Origin of the sequence: Paraburkholderia acidiphila (assembly GCF_009789655.1) — a bacterium.
Classification (GTDB): Bacteria; Pseudomonadota; Gammaproteobacteria; order Burkholderiales; family Burkholderiaceae; genus Paraburkholderia; species Paraburkholderia acidiphila.
In genome coordinates this window covers 2,051,611-2,068,500 of sequence record NZ_CP046910.1, presented here as the reverse complement: position 1 = coordinate 2,068,500, position 16,890 = coordinate 2,051,611, and the positions used below count along the sequence as shown (strand labels likewise).

Annotated in this window: 17 protein-coding genes; 8 read left to right on the top strand and 9 right to left on the bottom strand. The window is 65.6% G+C overall.

The window, feature by feature from the left end; genetic code table 11:
• Window positions 1-9 precede the first annotated feature (9 nt).
• Complete coding sequence (locus tag FAZ97_RS23705; protein ID WP_158760818.1) at window positions 10-270, top strand: hypothetical protein; 261 nt, start codon at window positions 10-12, stop codon at window positions 268-270.
• A gap of 22 nt (window positions 271-292) precedes the next feature.
• Here the strand turns inward: FAZ97_RS23705 and FAZ97_RS23700 are convergent, their stop codons facing one another.
• From FAZ97_RS23700 to FAZ97_RS23690, 3 genes are all read right to left on the bottom strand, one after another.
• Window positions 293-1,534, bottom strand: coding sequence for a dienelactone hydrolase family protein (locus FAZ97_RS23700; protein ID WP_158760817.1), 1,242 nt, complete (start codon window positions 1,532-1,534; stop codon window positions 293-295).
• A gap of 79 nt (window positions 1,535-1,613) precedes the next feature.
• The gene (locus tag FAZ97_RS23695) at window positions 1,614-2,255 is read right to left on the bottom strand and encodes an HAD family hydrolase (protein ID WP_158760816.1); all 642 of its coding nucleotides are present in this window, start codon (window positions 2,253-2,255) and stop codon (window positions 1,614-1,616) included.
• Between the two features lie 178 nt (window positions 2,256-2,433).
• Window positions 2,434-3,162, bottom strand: coding sequence for a Crp/Fnr family transcriptional regulator (locus FAZ97_RS23690; RefSeq protein WP_158760815.1), 729 nt, complete (start codon window positions 3,160-3,162; stop codon window positions 2,434-2,436).
• Window positions 3,163-3,297: 135 nt separating this feature from the next.
• Between FAZ97_RS23690 and FAZ97_RS23685 the strand changes: the two genes are divergently transcribed.
• Complete coding sequence (locus FAZ97_RS23685) at window positions 3,298-3,846, top strand: Mpo1 family 2-hydroxy fatty acid dioxygenase (RefSeq protein ID WP_158760814.1); 549 nt, start codon at window positions 3,298-3,300, stop codon at window positions 3,844-3,846.
• Window positions 3,847-3,864: 18 nt separating this feature from the next.
• Here the strand turns inward: FAZ97_RS23685 and rarD are convergent, their stop codons facing one another.
• The gene (rarD, locus tag FAZ97_RS23680) at window positions 3,865-4,758 is read right to left on the bottom strand and encodes an EamA family transporter RarD (RefSeq protein WP_158760813.1); all 894 of its coding nucleotides are present in this window, start codon (window positions 4,756-4,758) and stop codon (window positions 3,865-3,867) included.
• Window positions 4,759-5,223: 465 nt separating this feature from the next.
• Here rarD and egtD point away from each other — a divergent pair, with 465 nt between their 5' ends.
• Window positions 5,224-6,228, top strand: a complete 1,005-nt coding sequence (gene egtD, locus FAZ97_RS23675) for an L-histidine N(alpha)-methyltransferase (protein WP_158760812.1) — start codon at window positions 5,224-5,226, stop codon at window positions 6,226-6,228.
• 68 nt (window positions 6,229-6,296) lie between these two features.
• Here the strand turns inward: egtD and FAZ97_RS23670 are convergent, their stop codons facing one another.
• Window positions 6,297-6,593 carry an acylphosphatase gene (locus FAZ97_RS23670; RefSeq protein WP_158760811.1) on the bottom strand — a complete coding sequence of 99 codons (297 nt, stop codon included), beginning with the start codon at window positions 6,591-6,593 and terminating at the stop codon, window positions 6,297-6,299.
• Window positions 6,594-6,721: 128 nt separating this feature from the next.
• On the opposite strand from FAZ97_RS23670, the gene hpnA reads away from it, so the two are divergent.
• A complete protein-coding gene (gene hpnA / locus FAZ97_RS23665) occupies window positions 6,722-7,744 on the top strand; it encodes a hopanoid-associated sugar epimerase (RefSeq protein ID WP_158760810.1) in 1,023 nt (340 codons plus the stop codon).
• A gap of 142 nt (window positions 7,745-7,886) precedes the next feature.
• Entirely contained in the window at window positions 7,887-8,531 is a 645-nt protein-coding gene (locus tag FAZ97_RS23660; protein WP_158760809.1) for a hypothetical protein, read from the top strand.
• A 67-nt stretch (window positions 8,532-8,598) separates the two neighbouring features.
• Here FAZ97_RS23660 and FAZ97_RS23655 read toward each other — a convergent pair whose 3' ends face one another.
• Together FAZ97_RS23655 and hpnC are read right to left on the bottom strand one after the other, a co-directional pair.
• The gene (locus FAZ97_RS23655) at window positions 8,599-9,777 is read right to left on the bottom strand and encodes a glycosyltransferase (protein WP_158760808.1); all 1,179 of its coding nucleotides are present in this window, start codon (window positions 9,775-9,777) and stop codon (window positions 8,599-8,601) included.
• Window positions 9,774-10,643, bottom strand: coding sequence for a squalene synthase HpnC (gene hpnC, locus FAZ97_RS23650; RefSeq protein WP_158760807.1), 870 nt, complete (start codon window positions 10,641-10,643; stop codon window positions 9,774-9,776). The genes FAZ97_RS23655 and hpnC overlap by 4 nt, the downstream gene beginning before the upstream one ends.
• 421 nt (window positions 10,644-11,064) lie before the next feature.
• Here hpnC and ispH point away from each other — a divergent pair, with 421 nt between their 5' ends.
• Together ispH and hpnH are read left to right on the top strand one after the other, a co-directional pair.
• Entirely contained in the window at window positions 11,065-12,009 is a 945-nt protein-coding gene (ispH, locus tag FAZ97_RS23645; RefSeq protein WP_158760806.1) for a 4-hydroxy-3-methylbut-2-enyl diphosphate reductase, read from the top strand.
• A gap of 12 nt (window positions 12,010-12,021) precedes the next feature.
• Window positions 12,022-13,173 carry an adenosyl-hopene transferase HpnH gene (gene hpnH, locus FAZ97_RS23640; protein ID WP_158760805.1) on the top strand — a complete coding sequence of 384 codons (1,152 nt, stop codon included), beginning with the start codon at window positions 12,022-12,024 and terminating at the stop codon, window positions 13,171-13,173.
• Between the two features lie 96 nt (window positions 13,174-13,269).
• Here hpnH and FAZ97_RS23635 read toward each other — a convergent pair whose 3' ends face one another.
• Entirely contained in the window at window positions 13,270-14,775 is a 1,506-nt protein-coding gene (locus FAZ97_RS23635) for a purine-cytosine permease family protein (protein WP_158760804.1), read from the bottom strand.
• A gap of 55 nt (window positions 14,776-14,830) precedes the next feature.
• Complete coding sequence (gene speB / locus FAZ97_RS23630) at window positions 14,831-15,784, bottom strand: agmatinase (RefSeq protein ID WP_158760803.1); 954 nt, start codon at window positions 15,782-15,784, stop codon at window positions 14,831-14,833.
• A 149-nt stretch (window positions 15,785-15,933) separates the two neighbouring features.
• Here speB and FAZ97_RS23625 point away from each other — a divergent pair, with 149 nt between their 5' ends.
• Complete coding sequence (locus FAZ97_RS23625; RefSeq protein ID WP_158760802.1) at window positions 15,934-16,854, top strand: LysR family transcriptional regulator; 921 nt, start codon at window positions 15,934-15,936, stop codon at window positions 16,852-16,854.
• Window positions 16,855-16,890 lie beyond the last annotated feature (36 nt).

Below are 16,890 nucleotides of genomic sequence, written 5' to 3'. Positions count from 1 at the left end.
GATCAAACGGTGTTCGACCCATACGCAAACGACAGCGACGTGCTCAACGTGCAAGGCGACGCGCTCACGCTCACGAACGGCACGACGCGCGTGACGCTCGCCGGCACGCTGGCGTTCACGCGCGACAAACGCGGGCTCGCGGCCGCGCTGGCGCTGAAGGCGGCGCTCGACGACGTCGTGAAGAAACTGCAGGCCGATGCACACCTGCCCGCGAAGGTCGCCGACGAGCCGGACGAGAAGCCCGGCGTCGTCGACAATCCGTTCAACTGATAGCGCTTAAGCGAAGCGCGAGTTAGAACGGCTTGCCTTCGCTCTCGCGCCAGGCGCGCGCCATGAGCGTGTTCGAGGGCAGCGTTTCGTCGAGCAGCTTCTTCGCGCTTTGCGCACCCGCGATCGGCAGGCCGGTGGGATCGATCGCGCCGATCTGCGCGAGCACCGACGCCTGGTCCCAGTAGATGTGCTCGTTATAGAGCTTGTTGCCGCGAAAGCAGATCACGGCAAGCATCGGCACTTCGAAGTACTTGCCCGTGGGCGCGAGGCCCGGCAGCAGCCAGTCGATCTCGCGGTCGTGCGTGCAGCAGAAGATGAACTCGTCCACCACGCGGTCCGAGCCGATCGTGCGCGAGATCGGGATCAGGCGCGTGTCCTCCGGGTTCGAATGCACGAAGTGGTGCGTGTAGAAGCGCTTGAGTTCGTCGTGGCCCACGCCGCCCGTCATCGTGGGAATGTGGTTGACGTAGGGTTGCGCGACCATCGTCGGCATCACGTCGCTCGGGTTGCGCGCGACGAACTCGTGATAGCAGTGCTCTTCCCACAGCGCGTTGAAGTCGTAGATCGGGCCGAGCACGCGGCGCAGCATGGCGAGCGTGCGCGAGTACGCCATCATCGTGGCCGGCTTGTCGTACTGTGGGCGCGAAGACGACGCGAACGCGTGGTCGCAGCCCGGGTAGGTATACAGCTCGACGCCCGGCTTGTCCGCCAGCGCCGCGGCAATACGTTCGCGCGTGGCAGCGTCGCAATAGGCGTCGTCGGCGCCGAAGTGCAGCATGAGCGGGCACGTGATGCGTGCGGCTTCGTCCAGATTGTTTTCGAGGCCAACGGCGTAATAGCCGATCGCGCAATCGACATCGGTGCGCGTCGCGCTCAGATACGCGAGCTTGCCGCCCAGGCAGAAACCCACCGCGCCGACCTTGCCGCGATGCTGCGGATGCGCGCGCAGCGCGGCGAGTGTTTGCGCCACGTCCTGCATCGCGAGGTCGACGTCGAAACGCTCGTAGAGCGAGAACGCCTTTTGCGCGTCGGCGCCTTCGTAGCCTAGATCGACGTTCGGCTCCAGACGCCAGAACAGGTCCGGCACCATCACCACGTAGCCTTCCTCGGCGTAGCGGTCGGCGAGCGCGCGCATGTAGCCGTTTACGCCGAAGATCTCCTGCAGCAGCACGAGGCCGGGGCCGCTGCCCTCGGGCGGCAGTGCCGTGTAGGCACGAAATTCGCCGCCGTCATGCGACTTCACCTGGGTCCATTGTCCGTTCATCGGTGTGTCTCCTCCCTTCGTCCTGGTTAGTTGCGGTAGGTTAGCGTCGATCTCGCGCCAGCGCAGCGCGCGCAACATTTCACGCCGCACCGAAGCCGCCCGCCGCCGCAAGCGGCGGCAAGGCCGACTCGCCGCGTATCCACGCGTACTGCGCAAGCTCGGCCATTTCCTTGTCGCCGCGGCTGTCGCCATAAGCGTAGAGCGTGGCCGGCGCATGCTCGCCCCACCATGCGCGCAGCCGCGCGACCTTCTCCGGACCCCAGCAGTTGTTGCCCGCCAGATGGCCCGTGTACACGCCATCGCGCCACTCGAGTTCGCTCGAAAGCACGGTGCCGATGCCCACGGTCTTCGCCCACATGCGCAGATAGATCGACGGCGACGCGCTCACGAGCACGACCTCGTGCCCGAGCGCCTGGTGTTCGGCCACGCGGGCGAGCATGTCGGGGCGCAGCAGCGCGGGCAGACTCCGCTCGACGAAGCGCTGCGCAGCGGCTTCGAGCGCCTCGCGCTGCACGGGCCCCATGGCGGCGTACAGGAAGCGCGCCTTGGTGGGCCCGCGCGGCGACCAGCCGAGCGGGACGCCGATGAGCGAAGGCAGGCAGCGCAGCACGGCGGCGGCGATGCGGGCAGAGCCGGCGGCGTCGAGCATGAAGGCGCGAAAGCTGTCGGACGTGGTGATGGTGCCATCAAAGTCGAATGCGGCGATGACGCGGTCGTTCATGAAGCGATAGAAGCCATGCGTGAAAGAGAAAGGCGACGCGGCTCGGCGCGCCGAACGGGCGTCATTGTCGGCGCAAACGCGCTGCGGCTGCAAACGCGGCACCGGCATCCAACACGATATTGACTTAGTTGGTCAATGTGTATCGATATGGACGTGCATTGATGCTGAAACGTTAGCGTCACTGCGCTTGCGCTGCGAGGCCCGCGGCATCGACGATCTCGATTTCGCCGTAGCGCAACGCGAGCCACCCCTCGCGCTCGAACTGGCGCAGGATCTGGTTCACCGTTTGCCGCGAGAGCGCCAGCATCAGCGCGAGATCCTCCTGCGGCACGTTAATCACGAGGCGCGAGCGCGACGCCCCGTGCGCGGCGGCTGACTCCCCGTACTCGTTCGAGAGCAGCAGTAAGCGGCGCGCCACGCGCGCGGAAGCGCCCAGCAACGCGCTTTCCTCGATGGCGTCGAACGCCAGCCGCAGCTTTTGCGCGAGCAGCAAGCCAAACGCATGCCAGTACGCAGGCGTTGCGTCGAGCAGCGCCACGAGCGCCGCGCGCGGCACGTGAAAGAGCGTGGCGTCGCGCTCCGCGTAAGCGTCGTGCGTACGCGCGCCGCCGTCGAAGAGCGTGATCTCGCCGAACCAGTGCGCGGGCCCGACTACGGCGAGCAGCGCCTCGCGGCCCGCTACGCTCGCCGCCCCCACGCGCACCGCGCCTTCCAGCACGCAGTAAAGGCCGTCGTCGGGGTCGCCGCGCATGAACAGGCGCTCGCCCGCCTGCAGCGTGCGCACGCGCCCCGCCGCGCGCAGCGCGTCGCGCAACGATTCGGGCGCGCCGCGAAACCACGCGCTGCGTTCGAGCGCGGCGGCGGACGTTGAACTGGCGCTGATTGTCGGGGTGGAACGAGAAGTCATCGGGGCTGGGCAAGCGGGCCAGGCGGCCCGCACAAGGCGGCGCAATTGGCGCAAATCGGCGCAATTGTCGGTTAGCCGAAGGTTTGCGCTCGTGAGCCCGACGATCATAATGATTTTGGAGACAGAGAGACACCCATGAGTAACCTGACCGAGCAACTCACCCAGTACGCGGCTTATCACCGCGACGCGCGCAACATCGGCACGCATTTCGTCGGCATTCCGCTCATCGTGCTCGCGCTTGCGGTGCTGCTCTCGCGCCCGGCGATCGCGCTCGCGGCGTTTGGCCTCCCGGTTCCGGTGTCGCTTGCCTGGCTCCTTTTCGGCGCCGCAACGATCTATTACCTCGTGCTGGACGTGCCGCTCGGCCTCATGATGGCGGTCGTCTCCGCCGCGTGCGTGGCGTTCGGCGCATGGCTCGCGCAGCAAGGCACCGCCACGTGGCTCGCCGGCGGCGTGGGGCTGTTCGTGGTCGGCTGGATCTTCCAGTTCGTCGGGCACATTGCGTGGGAGCACCGCAAGCCGGCCTTCGTCGACGATCTCATAGGCCTCATGATCGGCCCGCTCTTCGTGCTCGCCGAAGCGCTGTTCAGCTTCGGCTGGCGCCCGCAGCTGCGGGCGGCTATCGAGGCGAAGGTGGGACCTACGCGCATCAATCCGCCGCGCACCAGGGAGGCGCGGCAATAGGCGGCCGCTGGACCACCCTCAGCGTTCGAACCGTATGAGCCGCGCCGCGTGCACCGCCGTGAGCGCGACGGCGAGCCAGATCGGCACATAAGTCCCGAGCTGGCGCATGCCGAGATGCTCGCCCAGCAGCGTGACCGAAACGATCACGAGCAGCACCGGCTCGACATAGCCGAGGATGCCGAAGAGCGCCATCGGCAACAGCCGGCTCGCTTTCAGATACGACGCGAGCGCGACGGTGCTGAGCACGCCGAGTCCGGGCAGCAGCACGAAGGCGAGAAACTTGTGCGCGTCGAGCAGCGCGAGCGAGCCGCCAGCGCGCACTTCGAGCACCGCCACCGGCACGAGCAGCAGCATCTCCACGGCAAAGGTGACGAGCGAATCCGCGTGAATCTTGCGGCGCAGCACGAAATACGGCGGATAGCCGAACGCGACGAGCAGCGTGGGCCAGGAGAACGCATGCGTGGCCCACAACTCGTGCGCCACGCCCATGGCAGCGCACGCCACGGCGAGCCATTGCAGCGGTTCGAGGCGCTCGTGATAGTAGAAGCGCCCCACCAGCACCATGATGAGCGGCAGCAGGAAGTAGCCGAGCGACACCTCCAGCATGCGCCCGTGCAGCGGCGCCCACAGAAACACCCACAGCTGCGAGCCCAGCAGCGCGGCGCTCGCCACCAGCGCGAGCGCGGTGCGCGGCTCACGCACCATACGCGCGACGAGCGCACGCAATTGCGGCGCGCGCTTGCGCACCACCAGCAGGGCCAGCGCGCCAGGCGCGGTCCAGATCACGCGCCACGCGAAGATGTCGAGGCCGCCGAGCGGCGCCAGCAGGAGCGTGTAGGCCGACATCAGCGCGAACAGCGCCGAAGCGCCCACGGAAAGCGCAATACCGCGCCCGGGTTCGTACTGGCTCATCGGGACGCGCGGGTAAGGAAAGCGAAAGCGGAAAGATCGCGTGCGGCGCAGCGCGTAGATTTCGCGCGCGCGGGTAAAAACATTGTCATTTGAATTGGCTATTGAATAAGGCGCGGGCCGGCGTTGCCGTCGGCGAGACCGCATTCTAGTCGTGTTTTGGCAGCGGCAGGCGGCGCAAACCCATGCCAGACAAGGCGGGTACACGCCGTGCGGGCTTGCGGGCCGGATGCTGGCCGCGGAATTTAGTCCGGCAGATCGCGCAGCGATGGACTAGAACGTAAGTCTCGCCATGCCAGCCCGCCGCCGCCTTGACTGGTTGGAATTCGCGGCTGGAATACGCTTCGACGAGCGAATTTTCACCGGTGCCGCTGGAGCCGCGCCTCGCCCGTCCTGGAGCGCCACGCCTTCGCCGGTCGCCGCGATTCACGACGCCGTCCCCAACGTCCAACGCCCCCTGGAGCCCGCATGCCACGTTCTGCGCCCCGCCCCGCCGTTGCCGACCCCGCCCGCGCATTCGCCCTTTCCCCTGCCGCCAGCGCATTCGCCGCCGAAGTGCGCGCGGGTTTGACGCGCTCGCCGCAAAAGGAATTGCCATCGAAGTATTTGTACGACGAAGTCGGCTCGGCCCTCTTCGAGGTCATCACCGTGCTGCCCGAGTACGGCGTCACGCGCAGCGAGGAGCGCCTGCTCACGCGCTTCGCGGCCGAGATCGTCGAGGCACTCCCCTCCGACGTGAAAGTCGCCGAACTCGGCAGCGGCAGCGGCCGCAAAACGCGCCGTATTCTCGAAGCGCTGTGCCGCAAGCGCCCTACCTCCTACTGCCCGATCGAGATTTCGCGCACCGCCCTGCAGCTGTGCCGGCGTGAGCTGGCCGATATCGAGCGCATTTCGATCGTGGGTTACGAGCGCGACTATCTTGCCGGTCTATCGGAGGTGAGCCGCCAGCGCAAAGAAGGCGAGCAGCTGCTCGTGCTCTTTCTCGGCAGCACGATCGGCAACTTCGCGCGCCTCGCGGCCACACGCTTCCTGCGCGACGTCCGCACGATGCTGCGCCCCGGCGACACGCTCCTGCTAGGCACCGACCTCGTGAAGCCCGTCGATACGCTGATCGCCGCCTACGACGACGCCATCGGCGCCACGGCCGCGTTCAACCTGAACCTGCTTGCGCGCATCAACCGCGAGCTGGACGGCGACTTCGACCTGAACGACTTCGAGCACGTCGCGCGCTTCAATCCGGATGTGCGCAGCATCGAGATGCATCTGCGCGCGAAGCGCGACGTGCACGCCGGGGTGCACGCGGCGAATCTCGCCGTTGAGATCGGTGCAGGCGAGACGATCTGGACCGAGAGCAGCCACAAGTACCACGCCGACGAAATTCCGGCAATCGCCGCCGACGCGGGCTTCGAATGCGCCCGCCAGTGGGTCGAAAAGGAATGGGGATTTGCGGAGAGTCTGCTCGCCGTAAAGTAAGCGGCGGCTGTGAAACGAAAAAGCGGTGCGCCCTTCGCCTGGCGCACCGCTTTTTTATCGGGCGATGTTCAGTGCTGCTCGAAGCGTTCGTAACGTTTTTCGGTCACGCGCTCCTCGCTTTCCACCGAGCTGACGCGTGCGGCCGGCGGCCCGTGGCGCAGCCACGAAAGCATGCGGTCCACCTGGTTCGCCGTGCCCTGGATCACGGCTTCGACCGAGCCGTCCTCCATGTTCGCGACGTAGCCGCGAATGCGCAGCGCGTGCGCCTGGCGCACCGTCGCGTGACGAAAGCCCACTCCCTGCACCGTCCCGCGCACGCGCACGTAGTACGTTTCGAGGCGCGTATCCAGATCCGGTTCGCTCATTGTTCCTTTCTCCATGCATCCGTTACGGTCGGCATTGTAGACGCCAACGCGCACACGCGCCGGGCCCGCGCCACGTACAATCCGTGCCACGCCGCAGCGCCATCACCGAACATGGAAACGACCCCGCAATGACCGACACCTCCCGAGCCAACCGCGATCTCGTCCTGATCACCGGCGCGTCCGGCTTCGTCGGCTCGGCCGTCGCCCGCATCGCGCAGGAAAAGGGCTTTGCCGTGCGCCTGCTCGTGCGCGCGACGAGCCCGCGCAAGAACCTCGAAGCGCTCGACGCCGAGATCGTCACCGGCGACATGCGCGACGCCGTCTCCATGCGTAAAGCGCTCGAAGGCGTGCGCTACCTCTTTCACGTCGCCGCCGACTATCGCCTGTGGGCACCCGATCCGCACGAAATCGAGCGCGCCAACCTCGAAGGCGCCGAAGCCACCATGCGCGCAGCGCTCGACGCGGGCGTGGAGCGCATCGTCTATACGAGCAGCGTGGCCACGCTCAAGGTCACGAGCTCGGGCCACTCCGCCGACGAAACTTCGCCGCTCACCCCCGAGCAGGCCATTGGCGTGTACAAGCGCAGCAAGGTGCTTTCCGAGCGCGCCGTGGAGCGCATGATCGAGCGCGACGGCTTGCCCGCCGTGATCGTCAATCCGTCCACGCCGATCGGTCCGCGCGACGTGAAGCCCACGCCCACCGGCCGCATCATCGTCGAAGCGGCGACGGGCAAGATTCCCGCGTTCGTCGACACCGGCCTGAACCTCGCGCACGTGGACGACGTGGCGAACGGCCATTTCCTCGCACTGGAGCGCGGGCGCATTGGCGAGCGCTATATCCTCGGCGGGGAGAATTTGCCGCTGCAGCAGATGCTCGCCGACATCGCCGGCATGGTGGGCCGCAAAGCGCCGACGATCGCGCTGCCGCGCTGGCCGCTCTATCCGCTTGCGATGGGCGCGGAAGCCGTGGCGCGCTTCACGAAGCGCGAGCCGTTCGTGACCGTCGACGCGCTCAAGATGTCGAAAAACAAGATGTATTTCACGTCGGCGAAGGCGGAGCGCGAGCTGGGTTATCGCGCGCGGCCGTATCGCGAGGGCTTGAAGGATGCGCTCGCATGGTTCCGCGAAGCGGGATATCTGAACGCGAAATGAGCGCGAAGCGGCTGCAAAACAAGGACGAAATGAGCCAGGCTGAGGAAACTGTTACAACTTTTCTTGCGACATGCGTACAACGCCTAAAGGGCAATGCGCGCGAGCTACGGGTAGAATCGCGGGTCTTACCTGAGAAGCTCGCATGAATCTTCAAGACCAGATTGGCGTGCTCGAAGCGGGCGTCGATCAGCTCCTTCAGGCCGCCGCCGCCGCGCACGCACCGCGCGCCGATGAACGCGCCGCAGCAGTTCCCCAGCAGGAATCTCCCGTTGCAAGCAGCGAAGCGGAGCAAGCCGTCGCTGAGCAACCGCAAACCGTTGCCGTCGATACGGCCGCGGAGGCTGCCGATGCCGCCACGGCCGCAGAAGCCGTTGAAGCCGTTGAAACTGCCGCAAGCGCAACCGTGACCGAAACTGCCGAAGCCACCGAACCCGCTGTCGAAGCGGCCAACGAAGCGCCCGCGCAGCCCGAGCTGCACGTTGCGCGCCCGTCGCAGAACGAGATCACGCTGACGATCGGTGGGCAGACGGTGACGCTCAACGCGCTGCAAGTCGGCCAGATGATCGAGGAGCTGTCGAATGCGCGCGCCTCGATGCAGCCCGAACCGCCGCCGGGCATTCCGCAAGGCTGGCGTTTCGCATCGACGAAGAATCCGATGATGGCCGTGCAGAAACAATCCAACGGCGACCGCCTGCTGGTGTTGCGCCACACGGGCCACGGCTGGGTGCCGTTCACGTTCTCGCCCGACATTGCCGTGCAGATGTACATGATGCTCACGCAGCGCTAACGCGCGGGTGGGCACCGTCAAAACGAAAAAGCCGTCGGAACCGACGGCTTTTTTCATTTGCAGGCCCTTAACGTCCCTGCACCGGCGCCTGCACGCGCGCCTTCCACTGACCGCCTTTGCCCCGCCAGAAGCGCCAGGCCGAAGCGAACGTCGCGCCCACATAGAACAGCGCGACGAGCGGCAGGAACGGCGCCCACAGCGGCGAGCGCCGGTAGTAGGCAAGCATGGGCGAGTAGGCGCAGCACATCAGCGCCCAGGCGATCCACGCGGGCCAGCCCTTCGGCCCGAGCACGAGCGCGACCACGGGCGGCGCGAGATAGATGATCGTCATGCCGAGCAGCGTGCCCGCGAGCTGCCACGCCGAGTAATGCAGCTGCGTGAACGCCGTGCGCGCGATCATGTTCCAGATGTCCTTCCACGAATCGTACGGGCGCAGCGACACGCTCTTCGCGGCTACGTCGAGCCGGATCGGATGATGCCCCTCGCCGCGATGCTTGATGCGCGCGGCCAGGCTGCAGTCGTCGATCAGCTCGGCGCGGATCGATTCGATGCCGCCGGCCTCTTCGAGCGCCTGGCGGCGCACCAGCATGCAGCCGCCGGCCGCGGCCGCCGTGCGGTTCTTCGGGTTGTTGACCCAAGAGAACGGGTAAAGCTTCGCGAAGAAGAACACGAACGCCGGGATCAGCGCCTTTTCCCAGAAGGAATCGCAACGCAGCCGCACCATCAGCGAGACGAGGTCGCAGCCTTCAGCCTGCGCGCGCACCACGAGTTGGGCGAGCGCTTCGGGCGGATGGCCGATGTCGGCGTCGGTGAGGAGCAGGTAGTCCGCGGGCAGCTTGAGCGTGCGCACGGCCTCGATGCCCTGCGACTGCGCCCAGACCTTGCCCGACCAGCCCGCCGGCAGCGGCTTGGCCGTAATCACGCTGAGCTTTTCCGGGCACTGCAGCGCGAGCGCGGCGGCGCGGGCGGCTTCGGCGGTGCCGTCGGTGCTGTGGTCGTCGATCACGATCACGTGAAACTCGCCGCCGTAGTTCTGCTGGAGTAGCGAGCTGACGGCCTCGCCAATGGCGTCGGCCTCGTTGCGCGCCGGCACCACCGCGCACGCGGCAGGCCAGCCGGCCGCAGGCTCGACGATCGGCAGCGGTTCGGCCGGGCGGGCGCGCCAGAAACCGCCGCGCCCGAACAGCAGCACGAGCCAGATCAGCAGCGAGAGACAGGAGACGGCAAACAGGATAGTCGTAGTCATGCGTTGTTACTCTCGATCGAAGGTGCGCGCGCGCCCACGCGGCGCGACAGCCACATGGCCGCCGTGCGCAGGAGCACCACGGCCCAGTCGGGGGCGTGCAGCGCAGGCCGCGCGCGGAACACATCGTAGCCGCCGCGCTCGATGATCTCGAGCACGCGCAGTCCGCCATGCACGACGCTGCACAGCTCGAGGCCGAAGCGCCCCGGCACGCGCAGCGCGAGCGGCGCGCCGCTCACCATGAGCGAGCGTGCGCGCGCCACCTCGTGCGCCATCAGCGCGCGCCAGGCGTCGTCCACCTTGCCGGCGGCGATCTGCGCTTCGGTTACGCCAAAGCGCTCCCGGTCGGCTTGCGGAAGGTAAATGCGCCCGCGCGCCCAGTCGGCGCTCACGTCCTGCAAGAAGGTCACCAGCTGCAAGGCGGTGCAGATCGCGTCGGAATCGGCAAGATTCTCGGGCGTCGCTTCGTGGATCAGATGCAGCATCAGATGGCCGACCGGGTTCGCCGAGCGCCGGCAAAAGTCCAGCAGTTCGAAGCGGTCGGCATAGCGCGTCGTGTCGATATCCTGATCGAACGCCGCGACGAGATCGTAAAACGGCGCGAGCGGCAGGCGGCACTCGCGCACCACCTCCGCGAGCTTCGCGAACAACATGGGATGGACGCGCGCGGGGCGGCCTTCGGCCACCGCGTTCAGGCCCTCGCGAAAATCGGCGAGACGCGTGTGGCGCTCCTCGGGGCTCCAGTCGCCTTCGTCCGCGATGTCGTCGAGCGTGCGCGCGACGTGGTAGATCACGCCGACAGGCGCGCGCAGCGCCTTCGGCAGCAGTACGCGTGCTACCGGAAAATCGTCGTAGTGGTCGGGTTCCATCAAGGCGTCCAGAATGGGGTCGTATCCACGGGCGCCATCGAGGCGACCCGCAGGACGCGATATTTTAAGGGTTCCCGGAGCATGTTGCACCGCGCAACGCCGGGACGCCGGCTTCGGATGCCGCCTTTTGCGGTGTGCGCGGCGCGCGTTGCGCAGGCCGCGGCGCACACCGCAGGAGCGCCGCCCAGCAGGCTTTTCGGGGAAAAATCGGCGTGGTCCAGACATCGCCGTCGCGCGCACGCCTCACCCGCGAGTGCTCTACACAGCAAACGAAAGGCGAAGGGGTTAAAATGCGCGTCTAGTTTTTACTCCGTCACCCTTTGGCGGATTTTTTGCATCCTTAATAAATAGACAGCCGCCGGCGATCAGGTCATTTTTACCGATTCGCTCGCCTGACGCGGCAGTCGGAGTTCGCCACCCTATGCGAGTGATCCTTGCCCAACCCCGCGGCTTTTGCGCGGGGGTTGTCCGCGCCATCGAAATTGTCGATCGCGCACTGCAGAAACACGGCGCGCCGGTCTACGTGCGCCATGAAATCGTCCACAACCGTCACGTGGTCGAAAACCTGCGCAACAAGGGCGCGCGTTTCGTGGAAGAGCTCGACGAAGTGCCGGAAGGCGCCGTGGCGATCTTCAGCGCTCACGGCGTGGCCAAGACCGTCGAACGCGCCGCCGAGGAACGCGACCTCGACGTGCTCGACGCCACTTGCCCGCTCGTCACGAAGGTTCATGTGCAGGGCCGCCAGTACGTCGCGGCGGGCCGCACGCTGATCCTGATCGGTCATGCCGGTCACCCTGAAGTAGAAGGCACGATCGGCCAGATTCCCGGCACCGTGCTGCTCGTGCAGAGCGAAGCCGATGTTTCGAAGCTCGATCTGCCGCTCGATGCGCCGCTCGCGTACGTGACGCAAACCACCCTTTCGGTGGACGACACGCGCGGCATCATCGATGCGCTGCTCGCGCGGTTCTCCGACATCGTCGGCCCGGACACGCGCGACATCTGCTACGCGACGCAGAACCGGCAGGCCGCGGTGCGCGAACTGTCTGACCAGGTGGACGTGCTGCTCGTCGTGGGCGCAACGAACAGCTCGAACTCGAATCGTCTGCGCGAAATCGGCAGCGAAACGGGTGTGCCGAGCTATCTCGTGGCCGACGGCTCGGAAGTGAAGTCCGAGTGGTTCGCCAATGTGCAAACGGTCGGCATCACGGCCGGTGCATCGGCGCCTGAAGAAATGGTTGAGAACGTCATTGACGCGCTTCGCGCGTTGGGGCCTGTCGAGGTGTCGACGATGGCGGGCCGTGAAGAAAAAGTCGAATTCAAGCTGCCGTCGAAGCTCTTGCAACCGCTCGTCGCGCGCGAAGTTTAAGGAGGACACGCTTTGTCTATTCCGCTGCTACAAAAAGTCCGCGTTGGCTCGTACATCTTTCGCCAGCATTTCAGCGGCAACAAGCGCTATCCGCTCGCGCTGATGCTCGAGCCGCTGTTCCGCTGCAATCTAGCCTGCAATGGCTGCGGCAAGATCGACTATCCGGATCCCATCCTGAACCAGCGCCTGTCGCTGGAAGAGTGCCTGGAAGCCGTCGATGAGTGCGGCGCGCCGGTCGTTTCCATCGCGGGCGGCGAGCCGCTGCTGCACAAGGAAATGCCGCAGATCGTGAAGGGCATCATGGCGCGCAAGAAGTTCGTGTATCTCTGCACGAATGCGCTGCTCATGGAAAAGAAGATGGACGACTACCAGCCGAACCCGTATTTCGTCTGGTCGGTGCACCTCGATGGCGACCGCGAAGCGCACGACCACTCGGTCTCGCAGGAAGGCGTCTACGACAAGGCCGTCGCGGCCATCAAGGAAGCGAAGCGCCGCGGCTTCCGCGTAAACATCAACTGCACGCTGTTCAACGACGCCGTGCCCGAGCGCGTGGCGAAGTTCTTCGACACGGTCGGCGAGATCGGCGTCGATGGCATCACGGTTTCGCCGGGCTATGCCTATGAGCGCGCGCCGGACCAGCAGCACTTCCTGAACCGCGAGAAGACGAAGAACCTGTTCCGCGAGATCTTCAAGCGCGGCAACAACGGCAAGAAGTGGTCGTTCAGCCAGTCGAGCCTGTTCCTCGACTTCCTGGCGGGCAACCAGACGTACCAGTGCACGCCGTGGGGCAACCCGGCACGCACGGTGTTTGGCTGGCAAAAGCCCTGCTATCTGGTCGGCGAAGGTTATGTGAAGACCTTCAAGGAGCTGATGGAAACCACCGACTGGGACAAGTACGGCACGGGCAAGTACGAGAAGTGCGCGGACTGCATGGTCCACTGCGGCTTCGAGGCGACCGCCGTGATGGACACGGTGGCGCACCCGCTGAAGGCGGCGCGCGTTGCCCTTACGGGTCCGCGCACGCAAGGCGCGTTCGCGAAGGATATTTCGCTGGATGGCCAGCGTCCCGCTGAATACGTGTTCTCGCGTCACGTCGAGATCAAGCTCGAAGAGATCAAGCACGCGGCCAAGACGAAGAAGCCGGCAACGGTCGCGGCTGGCTGATACGCTTTCGCGCCGCAAGGCGCGAAAAGGGCGCAACGGTTATGACCGTTGCGCCCTTTGTCTTTTTGCGGCGCGCATTTGCGCGCCGCGCGCCCGTCAATGCCCCGCTGACTGCCGAGCCATCGCGATGATGTCACTTTCCTTGATGGTGCGAATCACTTTCTCTTCCGCGCGCAGATCGAGCGATCGGCTCAGCACGTAGTAGCTCGCGCCCGCCACGATCAGCCCAACCAGCCACGCGAGATCGATGCCGTCCATCAGGTGAGCGAAGTAACCCACGAAGATCTCCTTGCCCGATTCGTTGTCGACGATGGCGAAGAACGGAATCATCGCGGCGAAGCCGATCAGATACGCGACAATCCCGCGCGCCTGCCACGCACCGTAGATGCCGTCCGGCGTGAAGAAGTGCGAGATCGCGTAACGCCCCTTGCGCACGAAGAAGTAATCGACGAGATTCACAGCGGTCCAAGGCACGAGGAAGTACAGCATCAGCACGAGGAACGTGTTGAGCAGCGCTACGCCATTACCCTTGATCGACAGCGTGCAGGCCAGCAGGATCGCGCTGATCGTCATCACCGCGCCAATGCGGGCGCGGCGCGTGGGCTTGATCTTGCGGAACGAGTCGACGCCCGTGAGCAGCGTGAGCATCGCGCTGTATGTATTGAGCGCGATGATCGGCAAAAAGCCCGCCACGGAGACGACGACAAGCAGCCTTCCGCAGCCCGGAAACAGCGACGAGCCCACCTGATTGAGCGCGACGAGCGCATCGGATGCCTTCAGTTGCTGCGCGAGCCACGCTCCGAGACCGATCATCCACGCGCCCGACAAAGAGGCGCCAAGGAAGATGGCCGAAATCAGCTTCGCACGGCTCGTATGCTTCGGCAGATAGCGCGAGTAATCGGAGACATACGGCGCATACGAGATGTTATAGCTCGCGCCAATCGCGAACTGCGTGAGGAACGCGACCCAGTTGAAGCCGGGATGCGCGGCGGCGGTCACGGCGGGAACGACAGCGGCACCTTTGCCCGCGCCAAACGCGAGCGCGATCGTCACTAACGCATAGAGCGGCAGCGTCGCGATCAGCGCCCACTTGAACGCCTTGTGCATGAGGTCGTGGCCATAGATCGCGAGCACGCCGCCCGCGAGCGACGCCACGATCGCCACCACGGAAGGATTCACGCCGAACACGTTCTTCAGGCCGTCCATGATCAGCGAGATGTTCACGACGTTGAAGCCCACGAACACGAAGAGCGTGGCAAGCAGCGCGAGCGCGACGCCGCGATAGCCGAACTGCGCGCGCGACTGGATCATTTGCGGCAGGCCCATCTCCGGGCCCTGTGAGCCGTGGAACGCCATGAAGATCGTGCCGAACATGATGCCGAGCGCGCCGCCAAGCGTCGTCCAACCGGCGGAAAGGCCCATGCTCGGACCGACGAAGCCGATGGAGATGGTGAAGAAGTGGAAATTCCCAAGGAACCAGAACGGCCCCTGGCTGCTGAGTTTCGCGTGACGCTCGCGCTCGGGGATGTAGTCGATCGACCGGCTCTCGATTTCGAGCCCGGTCGTCTCGGCCGCAAGGCCGGCGTTTTCTTGAACATTCATGCTGCTTGTCTCCAGATTTTCGTAGTGTGTTCAGGCGGCGCAGGTGATCGAGCGCTCAGTCGCGGCGCTTCACGCCCGGTAGCACGCAAAGCATTTCGAACGCGAGATTGGCCCCGAGCAGCGCCGTGGTGCCGAACGGGTCGTACGGCGGCGCCACCTCCACGAGATCCGCGCCGACGATATCGAGTCCCCACGAACCGCGAATGATCTCGAGGGCCTGCGGCACGGTCAGCCCGGCGATCTCCGGCGTGCCGGTGCCCGGCGCATAGGCGGGATCGATGCCGTCGATGTCGAAGCTCACGTAGACCGGACCGCCCTGCACGCGCGCGCGCACTTCTTCCATCAGCGGCGCCAGCGAACGGTTCCAGCACTCCTCGGCCTGCACGACCTTGAAGCCTTGCTGACGGCACCAGTCGAAGTCCTCGGCCTCGTAGCCGGTGCCGCGCAAGCCGATCTGCACGACGCGATCGCAGTCGAGCAGCCCTTCTTCCACGGCGCGGCGAAACGGCGTGCCGTGCGCGATCTTTTCGCCGAACATCGTGTCGTTGACGTCGGCGTGCGCGTCCACGTGGATGAGGCCCACGCGGCCATGCTTGCGATGGATCGCGCGCAGGATCGGCAGCGTGATCGTGTGATCGCCGCCGAGCGAGATCGGGCGGCAGTCGTGTTCGAGGATCGCGTCGTAGGCGGCTTCGATGCGCGTGATCGAATCGGCGAGGTTATAGGGATTCGTCGCGACGTCGCCGATATCGGCCACGCGCAGCGAATCGAACGGCGCGGCGCGCGTCGCCATGTTGTACGGGCGCAGCAGCACGGACTCCGAGCGAACCTGACGCGGGCCGAAGCGCGCGCCCGTGCGGTTCGAGGTGCCGAGGTCGAACGGCACGCCCACGAAGCAGGCATCGAGGCCCGAGGCGTTCTCAACCTGCGGCAGACGCATCATCGTCGCGATCCCGCCGCAGCGGGGCATGGCATTGCCGCTGAGCGGCTGGAAGTATTGATCAGACATTACGACGCTCCACTTTCATTTACCGTGCCGTATCATTCGAAACGGCCATAGCCGCAGTTGTAAGCGCGCATCCATGAAAGATGAATAACGATCCTGTCGTTGTTCACATAGACTCCAGTCTATGTATCGATGTTTTCCCCGGAGAATCCATGCTCGGCAGCCTGACCGATCTCGACCTGCGCCTGCTGCGCGTCTTTGTTGCCGTGGCGGACGCCGGCGGCGTGAGCATCGCGCAGACCACGCTGAACGTGAGCCAGCCCACCATTAGCGCGCAGCTTTCGACGCTCGAAACCCGGCTCGGCTACCGGCTTTGCGAGCGCGGGCGCAGCGGCTTCAGGCTGACGGAAAAAGGGGAGCGCCTTTACGAACTGGCGACCACGCTGCTCGCCGCCGCCGAAGAGTTCACGCTCAAGGCACGGCACCTGGACCGCAAGCTCGTGGGCACGTTGAGCATCGGCTTGATCGGCCATACGCCGACCAGCCAGAACGCGCGCATCAGCGAGGCGATCGCTTCGTTCCGGCAACGCGACGAAGCGGTGCGTTTCTCGATCTCGGTGAAGTCGCCGGGTGAACTGGAGGAGCAGTTGCTCAATGGCGAGACGCAAATTGCGGTCGGCTATTTCTGGCACCGCGTGCCGACGCTCGAATACACGCCGCTTTTCATCGAGCGGCAGATCGCGTATTGCGGACGCGGGCATCCGCTGTTCGAGCGCGCGGGACAGCTCGATCCGCTAGAGGCGGCGGAATTCGAATGGGTATGGCGCACGTATCCCACGCCCGAGGCCCAGCACTCGACGACACAAAGCAAAGTCACCGCGCAGGCCGACAACATGGAGGCCGTTGCGCTGCTAATTCTCTCGGGGCACCATCTCGGCTACCTGCCCGAGCAGTTTGCCGCGCCGCATGTGCGGCGCGGCTTGCTCGTCGCACTCAATCCGAAGCGGCTCAGCTACGAGGTCACGTTTCATGTGGTCACGCAAAAGCGCAATCGGCATAGCCAGATCGTGCGGGCGTTTCTGGAGGACCTGAAGAACGCGCATTTGCACGAAGCCGACGACGACGCGCAATGAAACGGGCGCGATGCCTGTCGCGCCCTTCATGCGTCA

What these genes read in the sequence shown, in the direction of transcription:
- FAZ97_RS23685 (WP_158760814.1), top strand. Translation starts at nt 3,298, where the DNA reads ATGAGTAACCTGACCGAGCAACTCACCCAGTACGCGGCTTATCACCGC.
- rarD (WP_158760813.1), bottom strand. Translation starts at nt 4,758, where the DNA reads ATGAGCCAGTACGAACCCGGGCGCGGTATTGCGCTTTCCGTGGGCGCT.
- egtD (WP_158760812.1), top strand. Translation starts at nt 5,224, where the DNA reads ATGCCACGTTCTGCGCCCCGCCCCGCCGTTGCCGACCCCGCCCGCGCA.
- FAZ97_RS23690 (WP_158760815.1), bottom strand. Translation starts at nt 3,162, where the DNA reads ATGACTTCTCGTTCCACCCCGACAATCAGCGCCAGTTCAACGTCCGCC.
- FAZ97_RS23655 (WP_158760808.1), bottom strand. Translation starts at nt 9,777, where the DNA reads ATGACTACGACTATCCTGTTTGCCGTCTCCTGTCTCTCGCTGCTGATC.
- hpnC (WP_158760807.1), bottom strand. Translation starts at nt 10,643, where the DNA reads ATGGAACCCGACCACTACGACGATTTTCCGGTAGCACGCGTACTGCTG.
- FAZ97_RS23700 (WP_158760817.1), bottom strand. Translation starts at nt 1,534, where the DNA reads ATGAACGGACAATGGACCCAGGTGAAGTCGCATGACGGCGGCGAATTT.
- FAZ97_RS23635 (WP_158760804.1), bottom strand. Translation starts at nt 14,775, where the DNA reads ATGAATGTTCAAGAAAACGCCGGCCTTGCGGCCGAGACGACCGGGCTC.
- speB (WP_158760803.1), bottom strand. Translation starts at nt 15,784, where the DNA reads ATGTCTGATCAATACTTCCAGCCGCTCAGCGGCAATGCCATGCCCCGC.
- FAZ97_RS23695 (WP_158760816.1), bottom strand. Translation starts at nt 2,255, where the DNA reads ATGAACGACCGCGTCATCGCCGCATTCGACTTTGATGGCACCATCACC.
- FAZ97_RS23625 (WP_158760802.1), top strand. Translation starts at nt 15,934, where the DNA reads ATGCTCGGCAGCCTGACCGATCTCGACCTGCGCCTGCTGCGCGTCTTT.
- hpnA (WP_158760810.1), top strand. Translation starts at nt 6,722, where the DNA reads ATGACCGACACCTCCCGAGCCAACCGCGATCTCGTCCTGATCACCGGC.
- ispH (WP_158760806.1), top strand. Translation starts at nt 11,065, where the DNA reads ATGCGAGTGATCCTTGCCCAACCCCGCGGCTTTTGCGCGGGGGTTGTC.
- FAZ97_RS23660 (WP_158760809.1), top strand. Translation starts at nt 7,887, where the DNA reads ATGAATCTTCAAGACCAGATTGGCGTGCTCGAAGCGGGCGTCGATCAG.
- FAZ97_RS23670 (WP_158760811.1), bottom strand. Translation starts at nt 6,593, where the DNA reads ATGAGCGAACCGGATCTGGATACGCGCCTCGAAACGTACTACGTGCGC.